General features: G+C 59.1%; 24 protein-coding genes. 18 read left to right on the top strand and 6 right to left on the bottom strand.

The features are described from left to right. Window positions 1-3 precede the first annotated feature (3 nt). From ACM6IQ_RS26610 to ACM6IQ_RS26585, 6 genes are read left to right on the top strand one after another with little or no spacing between them, the layout of a single operon-like run. On the top strand, window positions 4-2,181 hold the full coding sequence (locus ACM6IQ_RS26610; RefSeq protein ID WP_414880231.1) for a phage tail protein: 2,178 nt from the start codon (window positions 4-6) through the stop codon (window positions 2,179-2,181). A 10-nt stretch (window positions 2,182-2,191) separates the two neighbouring features. After that, window positions 2,192-2,878, top strand: coding sequence for a hypothetical protein (locus ACM6IQ_RS26605; RefSeq protein WP_414880230.1), 687 nt, complete (start codon window positions 2,192-2,194; stop codon window positions 2,876-2,878). After that, window positions 2,875-3,792, top strand: a complete 918-nt coding sequence (locus ACM6IQ_RS26600) for a hypothetical protein (protein ID WP_414880229.1) — start codon at window positions 2,875-2,877, stop codon at window positions 3,790-3,792. The genes ACM6IQ_RS26605 and ACM6IQ_RS26600 overlap by 4 nt, the downstream gene beginning before the upstream one ends. Next, window positions 3,789-4,331 carry a DNA-binding protein gene (locus ACM6IQ_RS26595; RefSeq protein ID WP_414880228.1) on the top strand — a complete coding sequence of 181 codons (543 nt, stop codon included), beginning with the start codon at window positions 3,789-3,791 and terminating at the stop codon, window positions 4,329-4,331. The genes ACM6IQ_RS26600 and ACM6IQ_RS26595 overlap by 4 nt, the downstream gene beginning before the upstream one ends. Next, window positions 4,328-5,032 (top strand): hypothetical protein, encoded by a 705-nt coding sequence (locus tag ACM6IQ_RS26590; RefSeq protein WP_414880227.1) that lies wholly within the window; start codon window positions 4,328-4,330, stop codon window positions 5,030-5,032. Before ACM6IQ_RS26595 ends, ACM6IQ_RS26590 begins: the two co-directional genes overlap by 4 nt. Further along, the gene (locus ACM6IQ_RS26585) at window positions 5,005-5,985 is read left to right on the top strand and encodes a hypothetical protein (RefSeq protein WP_414880226.1); all 981 of its coding nucleotides are present in this window, start codon (window positions 5,005-5,007) and stop codon (window positions 5,983-5,985) included. Before ACM6IQ_RS26590 ends, ACM6IQ_RS26585 begins: the two co-directional genes overlap by 28 nt. 68 nt (window positions 5,986-6,053) lie before the next feature. Here ACM6IQ_RS26585 and ACM6IQ_RS26580 read toward each other — a convergent pair whose 3' ends face one another. The 3 genes from ACM6IQ_RS26580 to ACM6IQ_RS26570 all read right to left on the bottom strand — a co-directional run bounded on the left by ACM6IQ_RS26580 (window position 6,054) and on the right by ACM6IQ_RS26570 (window position 8,533). Continuing rightward, window positions 6,054-6,827, bottom strand: coding sequence for a hypothetical protein (locus ACM6IQ_RS26580; protein ID WP_414880225.1), 774 nt, complete (start codon window positions 6,825-6,827; stop codon window positions 6,054-6,056). 173 nt (window positions 6,828-7,000) lie between these two features. Continuing rightward, window positions 7,001-7,735: a hypothetical protein gene (locus ACM6IQ_RS26575; RefSeq protein WP_414880224.1), complete on the bottom strand. Its 735-nt coding sequence runs from the start codon at window positions 7,733-7,735 to the stop codon at window positions 7,001-7,003. Window positions 7,736-8,227: 492 nt separating this feature from the next. Continuing rightward, window positions 8,228-8,533: an XRE family transcriptional regulator gene (locus ACM6IQ_RS26570; RefSeq protein ID WP_414880223.1), complete on the bottom strand. Its 306-nt coding sequence runs from the start codon at window positions 8,531-8,533 to the stop codon at window positions 8,228-8,230. A 609-nt stretch (window positions 8,534-9,142) separates the two neighbouring features. Here ACM6IQ_RS26570 and ACM6IQ_RS26565 point away from each other — a divergent pair. Continuing rightward, entirely contained in the window at window positions 9,143-9,451 is a 309-nt protein-coding gene (locus ACM6IQ_RS26565; protein WP_414880222.1) for a DUF3077 domain-containing protein, read from the top strand. 65 nt (window positions 9,452-9,516) lie between these two features. Here ACM6IQ_RS26565 and ACM6IQ_RS26560 read toward each other — a convergent pair whose 3' ends face one another. Continuing rightward, on the bottom strand, window positions 9,517-10,155 hold the full coding sequence (locus tag ACM6IQ_RS26560; protein WP_414880268.1) for a peptidase M41: 639 nt from the start codon (window positions 10,153-10,155) through the stop codon (window positions 9,517-9,519). A 239-nt stretch (window positions 10,156-10,394) separates the two neighbouring features. Here ACM6IQ_RS26560 and ACM6IQ_RS26555 point away from each other — a divergent pair, with 239 nt between their 5' ends. The 10 genes from ACM6IQ_RS26555 to ACM6IQ_RS26510 all read left to right on the top strand — a co-directional run bounded on the left by ACM6IQ_RS26555 (window position 10,395) and on the right by ACM6IQ_RS26510 (window position 21,399). Then, window positions 10,395-10,856: an Lrp/AsnC family transcriptional regulator gene (locus ACM6IQ_RS26555; protein ID WP_031319160.1), complete on the top strand. Its 462-nt coding sequence runs from the start codon at window positions 10,395-10,397 to the stop codon at window positions 10,854-10,856. A 260-nt stretch (window positions 10,857-11,116) separates the two neighbouring features. Further along, a complete protein-coding gene (locus tag ACM6IQ_RS26550) occupies window positions 11,117-12,799 on the top strand; it encodes a flavin monoamine oxidase family protein (protein WP_017341135.1) in 1,683 nt (560 codons plus the stop codon). A 12-nt stretch (window positions 12,800-12,811) separates the two neighbouring features. Next, window positions 12,812-13,606, top strand: coding sequence for a carbon-nitrogen hydrolase family protein (locus ACM6IQ_RS26545; protein ID WP_414880221.1), 795 nt, complete (start codon window positions 12,812-12,814; stop codon window positions 13,604-13,606). A gap of 48 nt (window positions 13,607-13,654) precedes the next feature. After that, on the top strand, window positions 13,655-16,081 hold the full coding sequence (pqqF, locus tag ACM6IQ_RS26540) for a pyrroloquinoline quinone biosynthesis protein PqqF (RefSeq protein ID WP_414880220.1): 2,427 nt from the start codon (window positions 13,655-13,657) through the stop codon (window positions 16,079-16,081). Window positions 16,082-16,236: 155 nt separating this feature from the next. After that, window positions 16,237-16,311, top strand: coding sequence for a pyrroloquinoline quinone precursor peptide PqqA (pqqA, locus tag ACM6IQ_RS26535; protein WP_009045898.1), 75 nt, complete (start codon window positions 16,237-16,239; stop codon window positions 16,309-16,311). Window positions 16,312-16,384: 73 nt separating this feature from the next. After that, window positions 16,385-17,296, top strand: a complete 912-nt coding sequence (gene pqqB / locus ACM6IQ_RS26530) for a pyrroloquinoline quinone biosynthesis protein PqqB (protein WP_017341138.1) — start codon at window positions 16,385-16,387, stop codon at window positions 17,294-17,296. 139 nt (window positions 17,297-17,435) lie between these two features. Then, window positions 17,436-18,188: a pyrroloquinoline-quinone synthase PqqC gene (gene pqqC, locus ACM6IQ_RS26525; RefSeq protein ID WP_414880219.1), complete on the top strand. Its 753-nt coding sequence runs from the start codon at window positions 17,436-17,438 to the stop codon at window positions 18,186-18,188. Beyond that, a complete protein-coding gene (gene pqqD, locus ACM6IQ_RS26520) occupies window positions 18,185-18,460 on the top strand; it encodes a pyrroloquinoline quinone biosynthesis peptide chaperone PqqD (RefSeq protein WP_008024193.1) in 276 nt (91 codons plus the stop codon). The genes pqqC and pqqD overlap by 4 nt, the downstream gene beginning before the upstream one ends. Then, a complete protein-coding gene (pqqE, locus tag ACM6IQ_RS26515; RefSeq protein ID WP_414880218.1) occupies window positions 18,432-19,607 on the top strand; it encodes a pyrroloquinoline quinone biosynthesis protein PqqE in 1,176 nt (391 codons plus the stop codon). Before pqqD ends, pqqE begins: the two co-directional genes overlap by 29 nt. Next, on the top strand, window positions 19,573-21,399 hold the full coding sequence (locus tag ACM6IQ_RS26510; RefSeq protein WP_414880217.1) for a S9 family peptidase: 1,827 nt from the start codon (window positions 19,573-19,575) through the stop codon (window positions 21,397-21,399). The genes pqqE and ACM6IQ_RS26510 overlap by 35 nt, the downstream gene beginning before the upstream one ends. 104 nt (window positions 21,400-21,503) lie before the next feature. Here ACM6IQ_RS26510 and ACM6IQ_RS26505 read toward each other — a convergent pair whose 3' ends face one another. Together ACM6IQ_RS26505 and ACM6IQ_RS26500 are read right to left on the bottom strand one after the other, a co-directional pair. Next, window positions 21,504-21,662: a YqaE/Pmp3 family membrane protein gene (locus ACM6IQ_RS26505; protein WP_007904205.1), complete on the bottom strand. Its 159-nt coding sequence runs from the start codon at window positions 21,660-21,662 to the stop codon at window positions 21,504-21,506. 207 nt (window positions 21,663-21,869) lie between these two features. Beyond that, entirely contained in the window at window positions 21,870-23,153 is a 1,284-nt protein-coding gene (locus tag ACM6IQ_RS26500; protein ID WP_414880216.1) for an aspartate aminotransferase family protein, read from the bottom strand. A gap of 169 nt (window positions 23,154-23,322) precedes the next feature. Here ACM6IQ_RS26500 and ACM6IQ_RS26495 point away from each other — a divergent pair, with 169 nt between their 5' ends. Further along, window positions 23,323-24,243 carry a LysR family transcriptional regulator gene (locus ACM6IQ_RS26495; RefSeq protein WP_017341143.1) on the top strand — a complete coding sequence of 307 codons (921 nt, stop codon included), beginning with the start codon at window positions 23,323-23,325 and terminating at the stop codon, window positions 24,241-24,243. Window positions 24,244-24,365 lie beyond the last annotated feature (122 nt).

Below are 24,365 nucleotides of genomic sequence, written 5' to 3'. Positions count from 1 at the left end.
CCCATGGGAGCCAGCATTACCCTTGCAGGTGAAAGCCTGATCGCACAGAAACAAGCCGCCAACGCGGGGCTGAAAGTTGCCAAATTTATCTTTGCCAACGTGCCCGGGCTCGATCCCAACGGCCCGGTGGACCGTGCCGCCGCCAAGCCTGCAGCGGCTCAGATTGTGTACACCTATGCGATCCCCGACGACAACGCCGGCTACGTGAACCCCAACCAGGTGGTCTACAGCTCGCAGATCGGCTCGGATGTCGGTGACTGGGATTTCAACTGGATCGGCCTGGAAAGCACCGAGGGCACGTTGTTTGCCGTGGCTTATGTGCCGGTCCAACAGAAGCGCCGCAACATTCCGCCGCTGCAGATCGGCAACAACCTGACCCGCAACTTCCTGGTGGTGTTCGACGGTGCCCAGGCGCTGACCGGCATCACCATTGATGCCAACACGTGGCAGCACGATTTCACCGTGCGCCTGGCCGGCATCGATGAGCGCGAGCGACAGAGCAACCGCGATGTGTACGGCCGGGCCTGTTTCTTCGGCAGTTCGCTGCAGGTGGAAAAGGTCGGGGCTGCGTACCAGGTCAAACCCGGTACGGCGTACGTCGAGGGCATTCGTGTGGCGCGTTCGGCGGCGCTGCCCATTGTGCCGCCGGCACTGCCCACCACGGCGTGGCTGGATGTGTCGCTGCAGCGCGAATTGAGCGATGTGGTCGCCAGCTGGCAGGTGGTGTTCGGCGCGGACAAAGCCGATTACACCGACAGTGCCGGCGCGCTTCACTACTGCGTGGCGATCGCCGACCTGGTCAACAGCAACACCCTCACTGATCGCCGATCGGTCGAAGCGATCGACGGGCCCCTGGTGGCGCACTTCGCCGCTCGTACGGGTGACTATCCCAACCTGCGTGCCCGGGCCACGACTAAGGATGACGTGGACCTGGGCAACTTGCCTAACGCCAAAAGCGACGATCCGAACAGCGACAGTAGCGAGATCCTGGCCACCACCAAAGCGCTGAAGGCCGCTGTGGGGCCGCTGAGCACTGGCATCGCCCCGGGCGTCTACGACCTGGTCGAGGTCAACGAACACGGCCATATCACCGGCGCCACTCGGCAGGCCGTGTCGGCAGTGCTCAACGCCGACGCCGTGTTGACGGCCAGTCACCGGGGCCTGGTACTGCTCGACGCCAGCGCCGGCAGCCGGACCTTCACCTTGCCGCCGGCGAATCCTGCCCTTGGCGTGATCGACCTGATCGTTCGCCGGGTGGATAACTCGGTGAACCGCCTGACAGTAAAAGCCAGCGGCACGGACCGAATTCGCTTTCACACCCACCTCACCCCGACGGGTTATCCGTTCCTGATCCTGATGGGCGCCGGCGACTGGTGGCACCTGCGCAGCGACGGTGCCGGCAACTGGTGGCCGATCGGGCGGCTCGACGGCACGCCGCTTGGGCGCCCGTCGTTCGAGACCACTACAACCTTTCAGCCTGGTGGAAACGGACCAATGGGAGGTGTGCTCTACAACCGTAGCGAGTGGCCCTGGTTGTGGGACCACGCCCAGCAATCCGGCATGCTCACCACAGAATCATTGCGCATCGGTCTGGAAGGCAGCTGGACCAGCGGCGATGGTGCACTGACCTTTCGGGGGCCAGATGGTAGGGGCGAGTTTCTGCGCGTCCAGGACGATGGTCGCGGGGCAGACAAAGACGTTTTTTACGGCAATGTGGCAAACGGCAGCAAGGAAGTCACAGGCATCAACTTCAAGCTCCACACCGTGGCGATCGGCGCAACCGTCAGCGCCGGTGGGATACCCGTAGGAGCGACCGTTGCTGCTGTTGACCTCACTTCCAGCTCAATCACTCTGTCTGTTGCTGCAACTTCGACAGGGCAAACGACCTTGGTCGTTGTGGGGCGTCGTCCTGGCAGTAGCCAGGTAGGTACGGCGCACTCTTTTGACACTGGTAGCGCCACCGCTGTTTTGGCGGACAGGGTGGCGAATATTTTCGAATCGGGTGTAGCCCGGACAGCAATTGGTCTGGACGAAGGGGATTCAACCAAATACCGGTCTGAAGTCGGACAATATGCGGTTCAAGCTACAGGTGGGGCGGGTTTGATCACCAGCACCGAATCGTCGTGGGGTATGACACGTCCCCGCAATATCTCGTTTCCTGGCCGCATGAAACTGATCTGAGGAATCCCCTATGAGCATTTATCAACAAGACGCATCCGGTGCCCTGTTCGGCCCCGTCGAACTGCCGCCTGTGCCGGGTGGCGGCATCCTGGTACCGTTCGGCTTTGTCCAGATCAACGAGCCGCTAGCCGCGCCCGAGCCGGGCAAGGCCTGGTCGATCGTTGGGGGCACGGCTGAGCAGATGGACGATCATCGCGGGCCAGTCTACGACACCCAGAGCGGCGCCCCGATGGACTGGCGCGAGCTTGGGCCCTTGCCGGATAGCGTGACGCCGAACCCGCGTCCCTCGGGCCTGCATCACTGGATAGAAGGGCATTGGGCGCTCAATCCTGAGGCTGTTCACACAGCCAAAGTGGCCGAGATCAACCAGGCGTGTGAAACCGCCATTACCGGTGGATTCATCTCGTCCGCGCTGGGCAGTCCGTTCGAATACGGCAGCCAGTTGGAGGACCAGTTAAACCTGACCGGTGCGGTATTGCGCGGCCTGGATCTGGCCTATCCCTGCCGCGACGATCAGGGCGTGAAATCCTTCCGGCCGCACACCATTGAACAATTGAACCTGGTCAGCGCGGACTTCACGCTGTTCAACCTGCAGCTGTTGCAGAAAGCCAATGAACTCAAGCAGCAGCTGGATCAGGCCTTGGCCGACGGTGACCTGGACGCCCTGGAGTCGCTGAGCTGGGACGGTGTTCAATGAATGCCTGGTCGCCTGTGACGATGCGCTGGCCTGAGCAGGCCACCCAATGGATGGGTGAACTGGACGCTGCCAAGGATCTGGCCGGTGGTGAGTTGGCCAGCACGACGCAGCGCCTAGCCGGACTGGACGGCATGACCAGCACCAACCCGGGGCCGGTCGGCGCGGCTGCACAAAGCGCGATCGCGGCCGGTCGCGCCGCACTGGCCGGGCAGATGGGCGAGGCGCCGGCGTGTCTGACAGTGACCCCGTTTCAAAGTGGGATCGGCCAGGGCCGTGGCAATCAACGTTTTTTGTCTGCCCCGAACTTGCTGCAGCAGCTGGCCGCCAAACTGACCGACAGTGGTGTGCCGTCCGGGCCGCAGTACATGCTGTCGCTGATGTTCGTGGCCACGCGTTACGACCAACTCGCTGACACCCTGTCGCGCTTCAATGCCTTGCTACCGATCCCTGACCTGGTGCGCGCTGAACGTCGAGCGCGGCATCTGTCGACGCTGGAGGCGGAAAAGTTCGTGATCCCCAGCGCCGGGCCAGTGCCTCGGTGGCAGACGTTGCCGTTGGAGCGCTGCACCGTGGTCAAGGCCGCAAAACAATCGATGGCCGGCCAACTGGCGATGCTGGAGAGTTACGCCGCCGACAGTTCGCCCATGGGTGACCTGGACGCGCTGGCCGCGCGCAAGGCGGCGCAGCAACAGGGCCGTGATCAGCAACTGAACGACCTCAAGGCCCTGTTGGCCGGTGGCAACGCGGACAACAGCATGCGCGCCCGGATCATCGGCCCAGGCAATGCCACCGAGTTACGCCGCGCCCTGCTCGAGGGCGAAGCACCTGGTCATGAGTATGTGCTGTCCGCCGGCGTGCTGCTGGTGGGCTCGCTGCAGGGCTTGAGCTTTGTGCGGGAGTTGGTCGGCCTATGACCCTTTTACTCGACGGCCAGCAGATCCTCGGCAAGCGCCTGAAGATCACGGCCAACCTGCGTATCGAAAGCGACGACCTGTCCGGCCAGACCAGCAACAGCGAAAAGGCGCACAAGGGCTTCAAGCCCAAGACTCTGGCGGTGACGCTGGCCATTCCGTTTGTTGACGCGGTGCAGATGCGCACGCTGATGCGCTTGGCCGAGGCCACAGCCGGCGGTGGTCAGCTCAAGATGTACCGGATCGTCAACGACACCGCCGCCGCCTTCGGGATCCGCGAGGTGCAGTTTTCCGACGGTGTCAGCGCTCGGGAAGACGACACCCTCAACCAGTGGCTGGTCCAGTTCACCCTGTCGGAAAAACTCTCGAACCCGGAGAAGGTCGAGCAGCGGCGGGCGGCGAACGGCGTCACCTCACAATCTGCCCCGGGACAAGCTGTCGGTGGCAGTGGTGGTGCAGACAGTTCGGGCCAGGGCCAGGAACTGAGCGGGTTTGAAAAGACCCTGAAGAAGCTGGACGACTACCTGGGGCCTTCGAAATGAAACTGCACAAGGTGCTGACCATCGCCGGCCAGGTGTACCCCGTGATCAAGGACGAAGTGCGGCTGGACATTAAAAGCCCCGGCCGGGCAAGTTTCACCGTGCAGGCCGGGGCCACCCTGAAAGGCCTGGTGACGCTCGATATCGGCTACAACGAAAGCACGCTGCAGCGTCACTTCATTGGCTACGTCGAGCGATCGACCGCGGCTAACAACCTGCAGCAGGTCCTGGTCTGTCGTGAGCTGGCCTCGATCCTTTCCAACGCGCTGCCGCTGAACTTGCGTCACGTCGACCTGCAGGGCGTGCTGGCCGAGATCAGCAACAAGACCGGCTTGGCCTTCCGGATCCCGGACCAAGCCTATGCAAAGGTAAAAGCGCCGTATTTCTACAGCCTGGCAGCGGGCTATCTGGCGATGGACAGCATGGCAAGCGTGTTCGGCATTCCCGACTTTGTCTGGCAGCAACAGGGCGACGGTGAAGTATTCGTGGGCAGTTGGGCAGACAGCTTTTTCGGCTCCCGTTCCGCGCTGCAGCTGCCGGTTGAGCTGTTCAGCGGATACCAGGGCAATCAGAGCGCCATGATCGCGGCCCTTCCAGGGCTTCGACCGGGTGTCACCATCAACCAGGGCGAGCGGATCACCAGTGTGACGCTTGCCGACAGCCAAATGGCGATCAAATGGACGACGCAATCCGCCGCAGCGTAGAGCGGCAATTCCCTGAACTGAGCGGCGGCTACCACCTGCCGCGCTTTGGCCGTGTGGTGGCCGTGCCGGATGCGCCGGCAGCGCCCGGGCTGTGTGACGACTTCCGCCCGCGCTTTGGCGTCGACGTCGAAGTGCTGCTGCCCGATGGCGAGCCGGATCCGGCCTTACCGATCCTTGCCGGTCTGCCGTTGCCGGCACCGATGGGTGGACAAGAGGCCGGCATGTTCGGTTTCCCCGAGGAAGGCACTACCGTAGTGGTCAGCTTTGCCTATGGCCTGCCGAGCAAACCCTTTATCACGCAGATCCTGCCGCACGGCCTGAGCCTGCCTCGGGTGCCTAAGGGAGACCAGGTGTGGCAACACAGCGAGGCTTGCCAGCAGCGCGTCGACGCTGACGGCAACTGGCTACGCCAGACGGATGGCAAGATCCAGGACAAGGCGATCGAGCGGGAGGTGGAAGCCCTGGACAACAACGAGCGCTTCCAGAATCACACCAGGACGGTGGACGACCATTCGACCGAGTCAGTGGGTGGCATCAAGACGATCGAAGCGCTGGGCGCAATGAAGCTGCTGTCAGGCGGATCCGCGAGTCTGGCGGCGGTGGACGATCTGCATCAGGCGACTGGCCGAGATCTGAACCTGGTGGTCGGGCAGAAGCACAACGCCACGGTGGGCGGCGATATGGAGGAAAGGATTCAGGGCCTGCGTAAAAGCGTAGCCGGGGTCAGTCAGCGCCTGCAGGCGCCCAAGACCTGGTTGGGTTCGGAGTCAGTTAACGTGCTGCAGGTGCTGTGCGATTTGCTCGATCTGGTGCAGCAGATGAACGTCCAGCTTGCAGCTCACACGCACATACCGGGTCCAGCACCGAGCCCGACCGATATCGCGGCATTCACTGCGAGTGCAATGGACGTTCAAGCTCTGGGGATTAAGCTGAAACCAATTACATTAAGCTGAATAACCACACTCTTCCGGATACATTAATACTCCAAACGGCTTAGCTAATTGAGACGACTAACCCATCACTATTTTTTTGGTGATGGCGTTTCAGTTCGGATAACCAGTTCAAATCTAAAGTCGTTTTCACAGCCTGGGCATTTGAATTGGTGGCCGTCTTTAATACTTTTATAAGGTATGGGTATGATCGCTTCGCAAATGTTGCAAGAGAATCGATTGTAGTCAGCACTAAGTTCAGCCTTGTTGTCGCGATTTACTATTTCGTATGTGAGCTCGCATTTTTCATTTTGACATGTGATTGTTTGATTGCTCTCCAAATAGTGATCTGTATACAGGACGGGGCTTCCGCACTGCTTGCACTCAAAATCCATATAATTGACTTTCAATACAATTAGATTCCCTGAGATAAGCCTTTCTAGCTTGTCGCATATAGAAACTATCTTTTCTTTCTCTATCGTGTAGTTGCTAATGCTTTTAGGCATTGGCAAGTGCAGGTAGCTGCCAAGACTATTGTATATTTTATTGAGGTCGCTTGATTTTATATTATTGTAATTTATCTCTAGTGCTTCACTTGTCTCGACACCTACTGTCAGCTGAAAATCCATGTCGGCGTACTTGTCGAATTGCGAGTGCAGCCTAACCGCCTTGTTTGGCTGCCATGTATTTATAATGCTTCGCGGCAACTCATCAATCTCTGTCAAAAATCTCTTATAGACATGCGCCTCAATCAACATGCGCAATTCCAGGCACGCATACCTCAATGATCTAGCTCCACCTTCGTCAAGAAGAGATCTTGCGTTATTAAAGTGGTATTCCTTGTCGTAGCATTGCAACTCTTTCATGACTGCTCCTTTTGGCATCCGGCGAAGTGGTGGGGCGTGACCTAGTGAAAAGACGTCCAGTCTGGACTCGAGTGTATCTGCACGCTTCGATCAGCCACTAACTGAGCTTGCGGAAAAAATCGCCCTACTAAGGCGGTTTTTTGTCTGCAAGAAGTAGTAATTTCGGTAAGCACTCACACTTTGCCCCATAGCCATTGGACGAAGGCAAATCCTGGGAAGGCAATGATTACCCCCAGTAGCAGTAGCTCCCAAGGGGTGAGAATGTGATGGAATTTATCGAGGTATCCACGCCGATTTCTGATATCCATGAATCGCCACCATCGCATTCGCCAAGTATCGAGATAGCTAGGATGCTCTAGGCTGCTTCCAACTCTATTGAAGGACAGAAACGGCGGAAGAAGGGAGGTCAACCAAGCAGTTGTCAGACTGTCTGTGTTGTAGGTGAAGGCATACAAAAGAGGCTCGGTCCTTTCCTCCTCCTCTAAAGTGGAAGCAGGGTACTCAAAAAAAACCTGTATTGAACCGTCTGACGGTGAGTGGTGAATGATTAGCTCGGCCCCTCTCTCAAGATCGAGCTTTGTGCTTTCGCCGTCTGGCGTCCGAGTCAGCATTCCTTCGCCGGTGTAATTTGCGGCAAAACGTAGGTTCACCGACGACGCCCCGATGACGAACTCACCTATTCGTCTACCAAGAGGCGAGTCGTTATTTTTTTCTAACCACTCAGGTTCGCTGACGATCAGGTGGACGTTGTCCTTTTTAGCCTCGACTGCAAACGCACGAAAAACATCCACCGCCCGCTGAGCATGAATCGGCCAATTCCGGTTTACTCGGTCTTTCCTGAATTCGTTAGCTTTTCTTTTGCGTGCCTCATTTCGCCAAATTCGCTCTAGATTCATGCCTTCGCTCACTCACTCCTTGGTCAGCTGATCCTATCGGGTTGGGTAAGAGAGGGAAACTGGCGTAAAAATGCCGCCTCAAAGAAAAAACATCCGAAAAAGCACTTATCCCCCTCCCGCCGACGGGCTTTGTGTCCGTTTTTTGTGCAAACCCGGTGGGTACTGCAACCAGGGCTCCAGGCCAGGCCGACCGTGGGGCTTCATGAGGCAACGGTGATTGCACGATGTGAGAGGTTTTGCAAAGGAGTGCAATTGACAGTACAGATGGCCGTCCACAAAGCGTCCACACTAGCTGTAAATCTATTCGGCACATATGAACAAAAGCACGAAAAAACCTAGGATTTACGGGGTTTTCTCAATGGAGACTGGTCTTTTATTCGGGCTCATAATCCTTTGGTCCACGGTTCAAGTCCGTGTGGGCCCACCAAACAAAAAAGCCGCGCTGAATGCGCGGCTTTTTCGTGTCTGAATGACTGGTTTTTTTAGAACTGGTTTTTAAGTCGCTCAGCTTGCAAAGTTTTCGATCTTTACCTGCCCCTCAGGAAAGGTCGCGATGATTTCCAGTTCGCCGCCCATTGCGCGTATGTAGTTGCGCAACGTGCTGATGTACATGTCAGTGCGTCGCTCCATCCTCGAAATCGCCGCCTGATTGATATGCAGGGTTTTGGCCAGTGTTTCCTGGCTCAATGCCTGAGCCTGTCGAAAATCGTGCAACGGCATTTCGGCGCGCAATTTCTGAACCAGCGCGTCGACATTCCTTTGAAACTCAGGAGAGCGCCTTCCAACCAAATCAGCGAATTTTTTAGCCATTCTCGTAGCCCTCATGCTCGTTTTACCGACGCTCAGCAGCAGCACATGCACTAGATACCCCGACGCCCCGGCCGGTTTTATCATTGCTCGATGCTTGCTGACCACCACGAATGCACACGAGTTGTTAACAATGATTTCTGCAATGCGTTCAGCGTTTTTCTAATCGTTCGAGAGGAAAAAAGGCAAGGTGGGTATATGCGTTTGGCTCACCCATCCCACACTTCATCAATTGTGAAATCGCTCGCCGAGCCTGCTTTTGTTTACTTCTGGTGTCGGAATATCGGATGACGTCCGCAGACCTTGTAGGCAAACTCCGAATCGTCCTTTTTGGGCACTTTGATGCCTTGTTGCGCTTTTCTTCGACGGGATAGTCTCCGGACGTCGCTGACCATTCAGTGATCGGGCTTGGAAACCCGTCGAGCGTATGACAACAACGTGCCCAACATGACCGCAGACGTTTACGCCTGCAATCCTGTGTCATGGCGGCTGTGCGTGGGACGTCTTCGGACGTGCCGGTTTCCTAGGCTCCCGGTTTTCCAACCTGCGCACGGCCGCCACCCATTCGCTTGGAAACGAACATGGCGGCTCCTCAAGCTTAGGAGATAAACCATGAACAAATCAGATTCACCTCCGCCCTCAGAACTGAAAACCATCGGCCTCACCCCCTTCATCTACTGCTCGAACCAACCGCTGTTCCATGTCACGCGAGACGTTCCCCTCAGTGATGCGTTAGCCATGGCCTCCGATTTTCTGTTCCTTTCCAAGGAACTGACCAGAGACGCTGCCTTTAACCGCGATACCGACCGACATATCTGGGCCGCGCATTATTTGACGGCGATGAGCAAGGCAGTGATTGATGATGCGGTGAAGGTGCTGGAGCGAGTGCCCGATCGGACCGAGGCGAAGCCCAAAAAATAGCGACGAATTGGCCGTGGAATGAGCCCCGAGAATTCGGGGCTTTCACATCAGGATCGACCGGTGCGCTACGCCCAGACACCCAACGCTGGAATGGCCCGCACTGGCCGCAACCGCTCAAGCATTTCGCGCGTGAAAACCACCTCATACGTATCCGCCGCCCTACCCCACTGCTCCACGATGACCATGCCGTCGACCAGCACGCGTCCCAATTCAGTGATCGTATCGGCCAGATCTTCGACGATTTCTTGGGTCCGGCCCCACACACGATCAGTCATCACTTGGAGTTCAGCCGCAATACGCTCAGAGGACGCAGGGTCCGTTTCGGGACAGGTGATATTGCGCAGCAAATGCTGCAACTCTTTTACTTTGGCGTAATCCTGCTCCGCCCCCTGCGCGCCTTTCAGGATGGCTACGGCTTTCGACTTGTCGACGCGCTTCCCGGATGAAGACAATGTCTGCCCCATAGCGCCGGCCAACAGGACCATCATCCGCGCTTCCAAATGCGCTTTCATTGCTTCCATCGACGAAATAGGGCGCGCCAGTGTAATGGCGGCGCCCCCTTGATGCCGCAAGTCCATGGTCACCGACAGGGTCACGCCGCCCGTTGCAAACCCCAATGCGCGGGCCACGACGTAGTGGCCCATTTCGTGATGGGCGATCTGTAATGCGTGATCCCGTACAACGGAAGGCATCCTGTTCGTCATGTCCATCGCCTCACATCCCTCGATAGCCCATTCGACTATGCCTGACGGTTTGCGTCCACCCTTCCAGCGTTGCGCGCCGGTGTCGGTGTCCAGTGCGAAGACTTTGCCGTAGACGGTGCAGGTGTAGGCCGTCTCGCAGGTGAAAATGCCTGAACGGTACTGAGGCTAGACCAAACATCCTGCATGCGATTGGTGCTGTAACATGCGGACCCATTGATGTGTGTTGCTGGAGACAACCTTTGCCTGACACTCGCCCGCCTGTGCTTGACGAAATCGACCGCCAATTGATCGCGGCCCTGCAGCTCAATGCCCGCGAAAGCGTGGCCATGCTCGCCCGGCAGCTGGGCATCGCTCGTACCACCGTGACGTCACGGCTGGCGCGGCTGGAAAAAGCCAAGGTCATCACCGGGTATGGCGTGAGGTTGGGTCAACGGGTGGTGGACGGCGGCTTGCAGGCGTACGTCGGGATCACGGTGCAACCGCGCTCGGGCAAGGAAGTGTTGCGGCGGTTGAGTGCGATGGCACAGGTGCAGCAGTTGTGTGCGGTCAGTGGTGAATTTGATTATGTGGCGTGGTTAAGGACCGATTCGCCGGAGCAGCTGGATCAGTTGCTGGATCAGATCGGGAGCGTGGATGGGGTGGAGAAGACGACCACGTCGATCATTTTGAGCAGCAAGATTGATCGCGGGCAGCCGGTTTAAACGCGATTCCCTGTGGGAGCGGGCTTGCTCGCGAATGCGGTGGATCAGCCGACATCAGTGTTGGCTGATCCACCGCATTCGCGAGCAAGCCCGCTTCCACATTAGCCAGTGTGTAGTCACAGATCGTCACTTTGATCAATTAATTAGCAAAACGACGACACATTGCGTCTTATTAACGTGTTCTACGCTCTCTAGAATGGCTGCCATCTTTTCCTATACTCAGACGCGCATCCCGCGTCCGGTCGCCAGCAAGGTCAGCCATGAACAAGAACAATCGCCATCCTGCAGACGGTAAGAAACCAGTCACCATTTTCGGTCCGGACTTTCCATTTGGCTTCGACGACTGGATCGAGCACCCGGCCGGCCTCGGCAGTATTCCGGAGCACAACCACGGCGCCGAAGTGGCGATTGTCGGTGCAGGCATTGCCGGATTGGTCGCTGCCTATGAACTGATGAAACTGGGCCTCAAGCCCGTCGTCTACGAAGCCTCTAAATTGGGCGGCCGCCTGCGTTCCCAGGCGTTCAACGGGACCGATGGCATCGTCGCCGAACTGGGCGGCATGCGCTTCCCGGTATCGTCCACGGCGTTTTACCACTATGTCGACAAGCTCGGTCTCGAGACCAAACCCTTTCCCAATCCGCTGACGCCGGCCTCTGGCAGCACCGTGATCGACCTGGAAGGCAAAACCCACTACGCACAGAAGCTGGCCGATCTTCCTGCATTGTTCCAGGAAGTGGCTGACGCCTGGGCCGACGCCCTGGAAGCCGGCTCGCAGTTCTCCGATATCCAGCAAGCGATCCGCGACCGTGACGTGCCGCGTCTCAAAGAGCTCTGGAACACCCTGGTCCCGCTGTGGGACGACCGCACGTTCTACGACTTTGTCGCCACCTCGGAAGCCTTCGCCAAGCTCTCGTTCCATCACCGCGAAGTGTTCGGCCAGGTCGGTTTCGGCACCGGCGGCTGGGACTCGGACTTCCCGAACTCGATGCTGGAAATCTTCCGCGTCGTGATGACCAACTGCGACGATCACCAACATCTGGTCGTCGGCGGCGTCGAACAAGTGCCGCAAGGCATCTGGCGCCATGTGCCGGAGCGTTGCGTGCACTGGCCCGCAGGCACCAGCCTCAAGTCGCTGCACCGAGGCGCACCACGCTCCGGGGTTAAAAAAATCGCTCACGCCCCGGACGGTCGTTTTGCGGTCACCGATAACAACGGCGACACCCGCGAGTACGCCGCAGTACTGACTACCTGTCAGAGCTGGCTGCTGACCACGCAGATCGAATGCGACGAAACCCTGTTCTCGCAAAAGATGTGGATGGCCCTCGACCGCACCCGCTACATGCAGTCGTCGAAAACCTTCGTGATGGTCGACCGCCCGTTCTGGAAAGACAAGGATCCGGAAACAGGTCGCGACCTGATGAGCATGACCCTCACCGATCGCCTGACCCGTGGCACTTACCTGTTCGACAACGGTGACGACAAGCCCGGGGTGATTTGCCTGTCGTACTCGTGGATGAGTGACGCGCTGAAAATGCTGCCGCACCCGGTGGAAAAACGCGTCGAACTGGCCTTGAACGCGCTGAAAAAGATCTACCCGAAAGTCGATATTGCGGCGCGAATCATCGGCGATCCGATCACCGTATCGTGGGAAGCCGACCCGCATTTCCTCGGGGCTTTCAAAGGCGCACTGCCCGGCCACTATCGCTATAACCAGCGCATGTATGCTCACTTCATGCAGGACGACATGCCGGCCGAACAACGCGGGATTTTCATCGCCGGCGACGACGTTTCGTGGACGCCGGCGTGGGTCGAAGGCGCGGTGCAGACCTCGCTCAATGCGGTGTGGGGCATCATGAAACACTTCGGCGGTGAAACTCACGCCGAGAACCCGGGTCCAGGAGATGTGTTCAACGAGATCGGTCCGATCGCCCTGCCCGAGTAAAAGGAGTTCCACATGCGCGTAGCCCTTTACCAATGTCCGCCGCTGCCCCTGGACGTCGCCGGCAACCTGCAACGCCTGCATCAACTGGCGCTGGAGGCCAAAGGTGCCGACTTGCTGGTGCTGCCGGAGATGTTTTTGACCGGTTACAACATCGGCGTCGATGCCGTCAGCGTCCTGGCGGAGGTGCACAACGGTGAGTCGGCACAGCAGATCGCGCGCATTGCCAAAACGGCAGGGATTGCCATTTTGTACGGCTATCCCGAGCGCACGGCGGACGGGCAGATCTACAACGCAGTGCAATTGATCGACGCCAACGGTGAGCGCCTGTGTAACTACCGCAAGACTCACCTGTACGGCGACCTCGATCACTCGATGTTCAGCGCCGGGCAGGGTGATTTTCCGCTGGTGGAGCTCAACGGCTGGAAGCTGGGTTTCCTGATCTGCTACGACGTTGAGTTTCCGGAAAATGCGCGGCGGCTGGCCCTGGCCGGCGCCGAGCTGATTCTGGTACCGACAGCGAACATGATTCCTTACGACTTCGTCGCCGACGTCACCGTGCGCGCCCGCGCCTTCGAAAACCAGTGTTACGTGGCGTATGCCAATTACTGCGGAAACGAAGGCGACATCCACTACTGCGGCCAAAGCAGCATCGCCGCACCGGATGGCAGCCGCATCGCTCAGGCGGGCCTTGATGAAGCGCTGATTGTCGGTGAGCTGGATCGTCAGTTGATGGTCGATTCCCGCGCCGCCAATCGCTACTTCCTCGATCGCCGCCCGGAGCTTTACGGCGAGCTTAACAAGCGCTGATCGACCGTTATCCGCTAGCATTAGCGCTTCCCTGTTCTGGAAGTGCTCATGCCTGCGCTGAATCCCCCTCGCCCTCACACTGAAACCCTGGCCAACGGTCTGCGGGTGACGCTGCGTCATGCCCCGAATCTGAAGCGTTGTGCGGCCGCGTTACGGGTCGCTGCAGGCAGTCACGACGTGCCGCTGGCATGGCCCGGCCTGGCGCATTTTCTTGAGCATCTGTTGTTTCTCGGTACCGCACGTTTTCCTGCCGAACAAGGCCTGATGGCCTACGTGCAAGGTCACGGCGGGCAGGTGAATGCACGGACCAGCGAGCGCACCACGGACTTCTTTTTCGAACTGCCGCTACAGGCGTTTAGCGGTGGGCTGGAACGTCTGTCGGACATGCTCGCTCATCCGCGCATGAATCCGGAAGATCAGCAGCGGGAACGGGAAGTGTTGCAGGCAGAGTTTGTCGCCTGGTCGCAGGACGCGACGGCGCAACAACGCCAGGCGCTGTTCGATGGACTTTCACCGACTCATCCGTTGCGCGGCTTTCATGCCGGCAACCGCGACAGCCTGCCGGTGCCGAAGCCAGAATTTCAGAATGCGTTGAAAGATTTCCATCAACGGTTTTATCAGACCGGGCAGATGACGCTGAGCCTGGCCGGCCCGCAAAGTATCGAAGAGCTCAAGCAAATGGCGCTGAGTTTCGGCGCGGCGATTCCCATGGGAGCAGTCGTCCCGCAACAGGCTCCTGTGCCGCTAATGGAATCTTCGGAGGCAAGTTATCAACAGGTGAACGAGCGCAGGCTTGATCTGCTGTTTACCTTCGAATCGCTGCCCACTTCATCGACCGAAGCCTTGGCGTTTCTGTGCCATTGTTTGAACGCTTCGAAGCCCGGCGGGCTGCTGGCCGAATTGCGCGCACGTGGTTTGGCTGAGCACTTGAACGCCGAGCCGCTGTACCAATTTGCCGGACAAGCCGTGCTGAACGTTGAATTCACAACAACCGCGCCGGCGAGCGTCCTGCACGAGAAGCTGCTGGATTGGCTGGGCTTTTTTGCCTCGCAGCAAGACTGGGCCGCTCTGCGTGAAGAGTACGCGGTCGTGATTCAGCGTCAGCAACACGTCAGCAGCGCGCTGCAACTCGCCCGACTCGACAGCGAGAAGTTGGAAACCAGCCTGTCCGAGCACGGCGTTGCAGCGCTCAAGGGCATCCTGAAGAAAATCGGCGCTGTGGATAACTTCAGCGGTGAATGGCAACTACCAGCACCGAATCCATTCTTGCGCACCGAAGCGCCGCCCCAAAACGCCGGACTGATCCGCGGGCAAACCAGCAAGCACCGTGGCTTGCGCACATTCGCCCAGGACCGTTCACGCAGCCGTCGTGAACATTCTCCCATGCAGTTCAGCCAGGCCTTGCCGGATAACACCGCGGAAGGCGCAATTTATTTGCGCTGGCGGCTCGAGGCCGAACCTCATCCCCGCCTTCAGCTGCGCCTGGAAAACAACCTGCAGCCACTGCGCGAGGATGCACGCCAGGCAGGTGTCGATTTTTCCTTCAGCGCGTCGGGCAACGAATGGCTGCTGAAGGTGACCGGACTGCAGGAACCGATGCCGAGCGTTCTCGAACATGCACTGAAAGAGCTGACACAACCTGCCAGCGATTTCTCACAGGAAGAATCGAGAAGCCCTGCGCTGATCCCGATCAAACAACTGCTCAAGGCGTTGCCCAATCTTCTTCTTGAACACAGCGAGGTCTCTGCAGACCTGCAGCGGCTATGGTCAAGTGCGCGCTGGGAAGGTCTGGCGACAGGCCTTTCAGCACCCACTCAAGCAGCAATGGGCCTGGCCCTGAGCCGGGTGCCAGGCGTTGCGGACACCCAACCGTCCACGCCGATCTCGATCAACTCACAGCGCCTCTGGACAACGCTCGACAGCGACTCCAGCGAACACGCGTTGTTGCTGTTCTGTCCGACGGCTACCCAGGACATCGGCGATGAAGCCGCCTGGCGTTTGTTGGCGCTTGTCTGTCAGACGCCGATCTATCAGCGCCTGCGCGTGGAGCTGCAATTGGGTTACGCGGTGTTCAGCGCACTGCGTCAGATCCATGGGCAGACCGGAATCCTGCTGGGCGTGCAGTCTCCGGGCACCTCGCCATTGAAGTTGCTGGAACACATGGAATGCTTCCTGAGCGACCTGCCCGGATTGGTCGAGGGGATCGACGAGGCGGCTTTCATCGCCCAGCGCCAGGTGTTGGCCGATCAATTCGACATCGCGGCCTTACCCTTGGCCCAGGCTGCCGAACTGCTCTGGCAAGGCAAGCTGGCAGGCCGCTCGTCGGATTACCTGACGCAGCTGACCTTGTCGATTCTGGCCACCGACCGCCCCGCGCTGATCGCCGCCGCCCATCGACTGAACAACGCCGAGGGTGGCTGGCGCTGCCTGGCCAGCAGTTCGGAAACGGAAGCGCCTTGGCAAGTGACAAAATGATCATTACCGCTGGTGCAATTAGCTTTTTCCGAGAATGCAGGCCTTTCGCTCTGTAATTTTGAGTAACATAGCCACCTAACTATCTGAACATCTCCGGCTGGAGGTGGACTATATGTATAGATCTCAACTGTCCCATCACCTGAAGGAGCGCTCCCATGTCCTGGTCCAAACCTGCTTACACCGACCTGCGTATCGGCTTTGAAGTCACCATGTACTTCGCAAGCCGCTAAGTTTGTCTTGCAGTTCAGCGCCTCGGTTTGCCGAGGCGTTTTTATTTTCAGCGTTGAAATTGATGGAGCGGCCATGTTTGTCCAGATTCTAGGTTCCGCCGCCGGCGGCGGTTTCCCGCAGTGGAACTGCAACTGCGTGAACTGCGCGGGTTTTCGCGACGGGAGCCTGAACGCCAAGGCGCGGACCCAGTCGTCCATCGCGATTTCTGATGATGGCGTGAACTGGGTACTGTGCAATGCCTCGCCGGACATCCGTGCCCAGCTCCAGAGTTTCACCCCGATGCAACCGGGGCGCGCCCTGCGCGATACCGGCATCAGCGCGATCATCCTGATGGACAGCCAGATTGATCACACCACCGGCCTGCTCAGCCTGCGCGAGGGTTGCCCGCACAACGTCTGGTGCACGGACATGGTCCATGAAGACCTGAGCACCGGTTTCCCGCTGTTCACCATGCTGACCCACTGGAACGGCGGGCTGAACTGGAACCGCATCGAACTCGACTGCAGCTTCACCATCCCGGCGTGCCCGAGTCTGCGCTTCACCCCGTTGCCACTGCGCAGCGCTGCGCCGCCTTACTCGCCGCACCGCTTCGACCCGCATCCGGGCGACAACATCGGACTGATCGTCGAAGACCTGAACACCGGCGGCAAGCTGTTCTACGCGCCGGGCCTGGGCAAGGTCGACGCACCGCTGCTGGAGATCATGGCCGGCAGCGACTGCCTGCTGGTGGACGGCACGATGTGGGACGATGACGAAATGCAGCGCCGTGGCGTCGGCACTCGAACTGGCCGGGAAATGGGTCACCTGGCGCAAAACGGCCCCGGCGGCATGCTGGAAGTGCTGGAAAAACTGCCCAGGCAGCGCAAGGTGCTTATCCATATCAACAATACCAACCCGATCCTCGATGAGGATTCGCCGGAGCGTGCCGAGCTGGTTCGGCGCGATGTTGAAGTGGCGTATGACGGCATGAGTATTGTGTTGTAGGGCATCGAGACCGCTGCGCGGTCTATCGCCAGCAGGCTGGCTCCCACAGGGGAATGCGATCAACTGTGGGAGCCGGCCTGCTGGCGATGAGGCCGGTCCAGACACTAAAGAATCCACCGGTCTTCCCCGGAGAACCGAAATGACTGACACCCCACTGTCCCCCACCGAATTCGAAGCGGCCCTGCGCGCCAAGGGCGCCTACTACCACATCCATCACCCGTACCACGTGGCGATGTATGAAGGTCGGGCGACCCGCGAGCAGATCCAGGGTTGGGTTGCCAACCGGTTTTACTATCAGGTGAACATCCCCCTGAAGGACGCCGCCATCCTGGCCAATTGCCCGGACCGCGAGATCCGTCGCGAGTGGATTCAACGTCTGCTGGACCATGACGGCGCCCCCGGTGAAGACGGCGGCATCGAAGCCTGGCTGCGTCTGGGTCAAGCCGTCGGCCTCGACCCGGACCAACTGCGCTCCCAGGAACTGGTGCTGCCCGGCGTACGTTTCGCCGTGGACGCCTACGTCAACTTCGCCCGCCGGGCCAATTGGCAGGAAGCCGCCAGCAGCTCGCTTACCGAGCTGTTCGCGCCGCAGATCCACCAATCGCGTCTCGACAGCTGGCCGCAGCATTACCCGTGGATCGACCCGGCCGGCTATGAGTATTTCCGCACCCGACTGGGCCAGGCGCGGCGCGATGTGGAACATGGTCTGGCGATCACGTTGCAGCACTACACGACGCGGGAAGGCCAGGAGCGCATGCTGGAAATTCTCCAGTTCAAACTGGACATACTTTGGAGCATGCTCGATGCCATGAGCATGGCCTACGAACTGAAACGCCCGCCGTATCACAGCGTGACCGAGCAACGGGTCTGGCACAAAGGAATCACCTTATGAGTTTCGATCGCAGCAAGACCCCGACCTGGCGTCCCGGCTACCGCTTTCAGTACGAACCGGCGCAGAAAGGCCATGTGCTGCTCTACCCGGAAGGCATGATCAAACTCAATGAAAGCGCCGCGCTGATCGGTGGTTTGATCGACGGCGAACGCGATGTCGCGGCGATCATCGCCGAACTGGACGCGCAGTTCCCCGGCGTGCCGGAGCTCGGTGATGACATCGAGCAGTTCATGGAGGTCGCCCGTGCTCAGCACTGGATCGAACTTGCCTGATTCCGTGTCGGACAAGTTACCGCCCAAACCGGAAATCGGTCTGCCGCTGTGGCTGCTGGCCGAGCTGACCTATCGCTGCCCGCTGCAATGTCCCTACTGCTCCAATCCGCTGGACTTCGCCGAGCAGGGCAAAGAGCTGAGCACCGAGCAGTGGATCAAGGTGTTCCGCGAAGCGCGGGAAATGGGCGCCGCGCAGCTGGGCTTTTCTGGCGGCGAACCGCTGGTGCGCCAGGACCTCGCCGAGCTGATTGCCGAAGCGCGCAAGTTGGGTTTCTACACCAACCTGATCACCTCCGGCATCGGCCTCACCGAGCAGAAAATCAGCGACTTCAAGAAAGCCGGTCTGGACCACATCCAGATCAGCTTCCAGGCCAGTGACGAGCAAGTGAACAACTTACTGGCCGGCTCGAAAAAGGCCTTCGCGCAGAAGCTGGAAATGGCTCGCGCAGTAAAGGCTCACGGCTATCCGATGGTGCTGAATTTCGTCACTCACCGGCACAACATCGACAAGATCGACCGGATCATCGAGCTGTGCATTGCCCTTGAGGCGGACTTCGTCGAACTCGCCACTTGCCAGTTTTACGGTTGGGCGCAGCTCAATCGGGTCGGACTGTTGCCGACCAAGGAACAACTGGTCCGTGCCGAACGCATCACCAACGAATACCGCGCCAGACTCGAAGCCGAAGGGCATCCGTGCAAGCTGATTTTCGTCACGCCGGACTACTACGAAGAACGCCCGAAAGCCTGTATGAATGGCTGGGGCAGTATTTTTCTGACAGTGACCCCGGACGGAACCGCCCTGCCCTGTCATGGCGCCCGACAGATGCCGGTGCAGTTTCCCAACGTGCGTGACCACAGCATGCAGCACATCTGGTACGACTCATTTGGCTTCAACCGCTTTCGCGGCTACGACTGGATGCCCGAGCCGTGCCGCTCGTGCGACGAAAAAGAGAAGGACTTTGGCGGCTGCCGCTGCCAGGCGTTCATGCTCACAGGTGACGCGAGCAATGCCGACCCGGTATGCAGCAAATCGGAACATCACGGCGTGATTCTCAAGGCCCGCGAAGAAGCCGAGCACGCGACCCAGACCATCGAACAACTGGCCTTTCGCAATGAACGAAACTCACGAATCATCGCCAAAAGCTGAACCTTTCAGCGCTGCCAAAGCGGTCGCTGCCGGGGTCGACTTTGCCGAATTGCAGGTTGGCAGGCATGGCCTGTTCTGGAATGAATACCGCCCCGAGGACGCCGCTTGCCGCATCTGGCATTGGCGGGATGGTCAGGCACATTGCCTGACGCCAACGGGTTTTAGTGTGCGCAGTCGGGTGTACGAATATGGTGGTGGGGCGTTTTGCCTGACAGATGACGGGGTGGTTTTCGTCAACGAGGCGGATCAGCAGCTGTACCGCCAGTCGCTGACAGGCGAAACGCCCGAAGTGCTGACATCCGGTGAATGCCGCTACGGCGATCTGCAATTTGCCAACGGGCAAGTGTTGGCCGTTGAAGAACATCGAGACCGGCATCGCCTGGTGGCCATCGATCTGGCGGACGGCGCGCGTCACCTGCTGGTCGAAGGTGCGGACTTTTATGCCGCGCCGACGTTGAGCCCTGACGCTCAACGGTTGGCCTGGGTCGAGTGGAGTCGCCCGGACCAGCCATGGACCGCGACTCGCCTGATGGTTGCCGACCGCCAGGACGACAGCCGTTTCGCTCAAGTCCGCTGTGTGGCGGGCGATGATGTTCAGGAGTCGCTGCAACAACCGCGATTCGATGACAGTGGTCGTCTGTATTGTCTGACGGATCGTGGCGGCTACTGGCAGCCGTGGGTCGAGTCTTCCAATGCTTTGCGTCCGCTGCCCAGCGCTGCGGCTGATCATGGGCCCGCGCCTTGGCAGTTGGGTGGTTGTACGTGGCTGCCGTTGAGTGAAAACAGCTATCTGGCCAGTTGGACCGAAGACGGATTCGGTCGACTGGGCATTGGTGGTGACACTACAGAAGATTTCACCGGGGACTACAGCCGTTTCCGACACCTCGCACTGGATGACCAATTCATCTACTGCATCGCTGCCTCGCCAGTCAGTTCGTCCGCCGTGATCGCCATCGACCGAAAAACCCGACAGGTCAAGGTGTTGGCCGGGGGAATGGCACCGTTGCCCGCCGGGCAAATCAGCGTCCCGCAAACCCTGCGCTACCCGAGCGGTTCAGGCGAGGCTCACGGTTTTTTCTACCCGGCGATGACTGGCGACACAAAGCCGCCGTTGGTGGTGTTCATCCACGGGGGCCCGACATCGGCGTGTTACCCGATGCTCGATCCGCGCATTCAGTACTGGACGCAACGCGGCTTCGCCGTGGCCGACCTCAACTACCGTGGCAGCAGCGGCTACGGCCGCGCTTACCGCCAGGCGCTGCATTTGAGTTGGGGTGAGGTGGATGTGGAGGACGCCTGCGCGGTGGTCGGCCATCTCGCCGTGCGCGGACTGATCGACGGCGACCAGGCGTTTGTTCGCGGTGGCAGTGCCGGCGGCTATACCACGCTGTGTGCGCTGGCGTTTCAGCAGGTCTTCCGCGCGGGCGCCAGCCTCTACGGCGTCAGCGATCCTGTCGCACTGGGCCGCGCGACCCACAAGTTTGAAGGCGATTATCTGGATTGGCTGATTGGTGATCCTGAACAGGATGCCGAGCGCTATGCCGCGCGCACGCCATTGCAGCATGCGAGCAACATCAGCGTGCCAGTGATTTTCTTTCAGGGCGAACTGGACGCCGTGGTCGTGCCGCAACAGACCCGCGACATGGTCGAGGCGCTGCAGCAAAACGGCATTCTGGTTGAAGCACATTATTACGCAGACGAACGTCATGGCTTCCGCAAGGCCGGCAATCAGGCCCACGCGCTGGAGCAGGAATGGTTGTTTTATCGGCGGGTGATGGCGCTGGAAAGCTGAAACCGGGTCGCTTCAATCGCCGGCAAGCCGCCGCCTACAGGATCGGTGAAATCCCTGCAGGAGCTGGCTTGCCGGCGAAAGCGATCTATCTGACACCGTGAAACTCAACGTTTGGCGATGATGTAGACCGCATGCACGATCCCAGGAATGTAACCGCACAACGTCAGCAGAATATTCAGCCAGAACGCGCCGGCGAAACCGACCTGCAGAAACACACCCAGTGGCGGCAATAGAATGGCGATGATGATGCGAATGAAATCCATGGGGCAGCTCCTGATTTGAAGAGGGCTCATGTGAGCCTTACTGCTAATCGACCAACACCGTTCGTCAGGGTTCAGTGCGAATACTGGCTGAATACCGATATCCAAATGAATCTGCGAACAAAAAAACGCCCCACGTCAAAAGAATCAAACGTGGGGCGATGCGTTATACCGCGAGACGGTTCGGGAATTCGTGTAGGGCGGTTGTGATCAGACGGCAATCCCTTTGCGGCATTGCAGTTGTGCGGTACGCACCCGGGAAAAGGCGCGGGCCAGGCGCAGGAGCATTTCGTCGACATTGGCCTTGCTGACCGTGAGCGCCGGAGTGAAGCGCAGGCAGTCGGCTTGTGGGGCGTCGAGCAACAAGCCCTCGTACAGCGCTGCTTTGACGACGGCGGCAGCCGAATCTTCGGACAGCGTAAGACCCCAGAGCAATCCCTGACCGCGCAGTTCGCCATGACCATAGCGATGAGCCAGACGCGCCAGGCCTTCGCGCAAGTGCTGGCCGGTTTCCCGGACATGCTCGAGAAAACCCTTGTCCTGCACGTTATCGAGTACAGCCAGACCCGCAGCGGTCATCAGCGCGTTGCCATGATGGGTGCCCGTCAGCTCGCCGACATCGAAACAGCAGGCCTTGCCTCGAGCCAGCAGCGCCGCCAGAGGCACACCCCCGCCCAGCCCTTTGCCAAGGACAACGATATCTGCCCGCACACCGTAGCGTTGTTCCGCGAGCAATGTCCCGAGGCGACCGACACCGGTCTGCACTTCGTCGAAGATCAACAGAATGCCGAGCTCACGACACAGGCGTTCGACACCCTCGAGGTAAAGCTCGGTGGCAGGGATCACCCCGGCTTCGCTCTGAATCGGTTCGAGCATGATTGCCACGGTCCGGGCATCAACCGCTGCATTCAAGGCTGCAAGATCGTTGAACGGCACGTGGCTGAAGCCGGGGAGTTGCGGTTCGAAGCGGTTGGTCAGCGTGGAACTGTCCGACGCTGGAATCGTCCCGAGACTACGGCCATGGCATCCCTGCCTGGCCACGATGATCCGCGAAGCACCACCGCGATGACGCTGACCCCATTTGCGCGCCAGCTTGATCGCCGCTTCACAGGCTTCGCTGCCACTGTTGAGCAGGTACGCCTGATCACTGCCGGTGCTCATGCAGAGCCGCTCGGCGAGGTTGAGCATGCCGCGGTTATGCAGGCCGAAACCGGGATTGATCAGTGACTGAGCCTGCGCCGTAATCGCATTGACCAGTACAGAAGGGCTATGTCCGAGGCTATTGGCCCCGCCACCCTGTGAAAAATCCAGATAGGCACGGTCATCGCTGTCCCACAACCAGGAGCCCTGGCCGCGCACAAAAATCTGTTTCGGCCGCTCGACACTGGGCATCAGGTACTCGCTGGAAAGATTGTCACTGCTGGCCGGCAGGAAACTGTCCGCGGCCAGATCATCAAGGCTGGGAGCGCTTCGCCGTAAATTGAACAAGTTCATCGGAAAAAACCTCGGTTGAGATTTTTTGCCTTACCTATGCAAACAACCTCGGCATAAACGGTATTCATCGCGCTCTATGGCCCTGTAAGCCTTGTGAATGCGGTTAGACTAGGCTCAGACAAGGCCGTGAGCCATTTCGATTTCCCAGTATTTTCGATAAGCAAATCTTATGGATTTCAAACAACTGCGTTATTTCGTCGCGGTCTACGAAGAGGGCCATGTCGGCCGGGCCGCCGAGCGACTTTCGATCTCTCAGCCTGCCCTGTCCCAACAGATCCGCCACCTCGAACAAAACCTTGATGTCAGTCTGTTCGAGCGCAGCAGTAAACGCCTGCTGCCTACCCTGGCCGCCCACACGTTGTACAACCACGCCTTGCCCTTGCTGGATGGTTTGCAACGGGCACGTGAAGCGCTGGGCAATTTCAAGGGACAAGCGCTGCGCACGCTGGCCATTGGCGTGTTGCAAACCGTCCACACCAGTCTCGTGCCGCAAATGCTCGAACGCCTGCGCAAGGCGCAGCCGCACCTGGTGGTGCAAATCTATGAACTGACCGGGTTGGAGATCGAGCGGCGGCTGCTCAACGGCGCTCTGGACATCGGCATCAGTTACCTGCCGCCCCGACAGCCAGGGTTGCACGGCGTGATGCTGTACGAAGATGAACTGACGCTCGTCATCCCGGCGGATCACCCGTTGCGCGAATTCAAGAAAGTCTCCATGAGTCAGGCTGCCGAGTTGCCGATGTTGCTGCTGGGTGAAGAGTTTCAGGTGCGACAGATCTGGCAGACGCAACTGGCCAACCTGGGGCGGCGCCCGCAGGTGCAGGCGGAACTGAACAATATGGCGGGGATTCTCGACAGTCTGCCCCATACCCGGCTCGCGACCGTGCTTCCGGGGCGCTCGCAGAAAGCGCTCGACAACCATGAACTGCTCTGGAAACCGCTGACTGAACCGCGGGTGCCACTGAAAGTCGGGTTGGTGTGTCGGGATGTGCAGCGGCAACAAGCCTCGCTGGCCTTATTGCGAACCTTGCTGGAAGAGGTGATGAATGGACCGGATGAGCGCTCGGCAACCCTGGATGGGTTGAGCTGACTACTTTTCTGCGGACAAAAGAAAACCCCGCCGAAGCGGGGCTTTGCAGACTGTTTCCCTGACATCCATTTCACTCCGCCGTCCTGGCAGAATCCTACGTGTCCGTGTTGTTGCTTTGCGCT

The sequence above is a fragment of the Pseudomonas sp. IT-P100 genome, from assembly GCF_949767185.1.
GTDB lineage: Bacteria > Pseudomonadota > Gammaproteobacteria > Pseudomonadales > Pseudomonadaceae > Aquipseudomonas > Aquipseudomonas fluorescens_B.
Note: the sequence above shows the minus strand (reverse complement) of the source record. Positions and strands in the feature narration are given on the sequence as shown.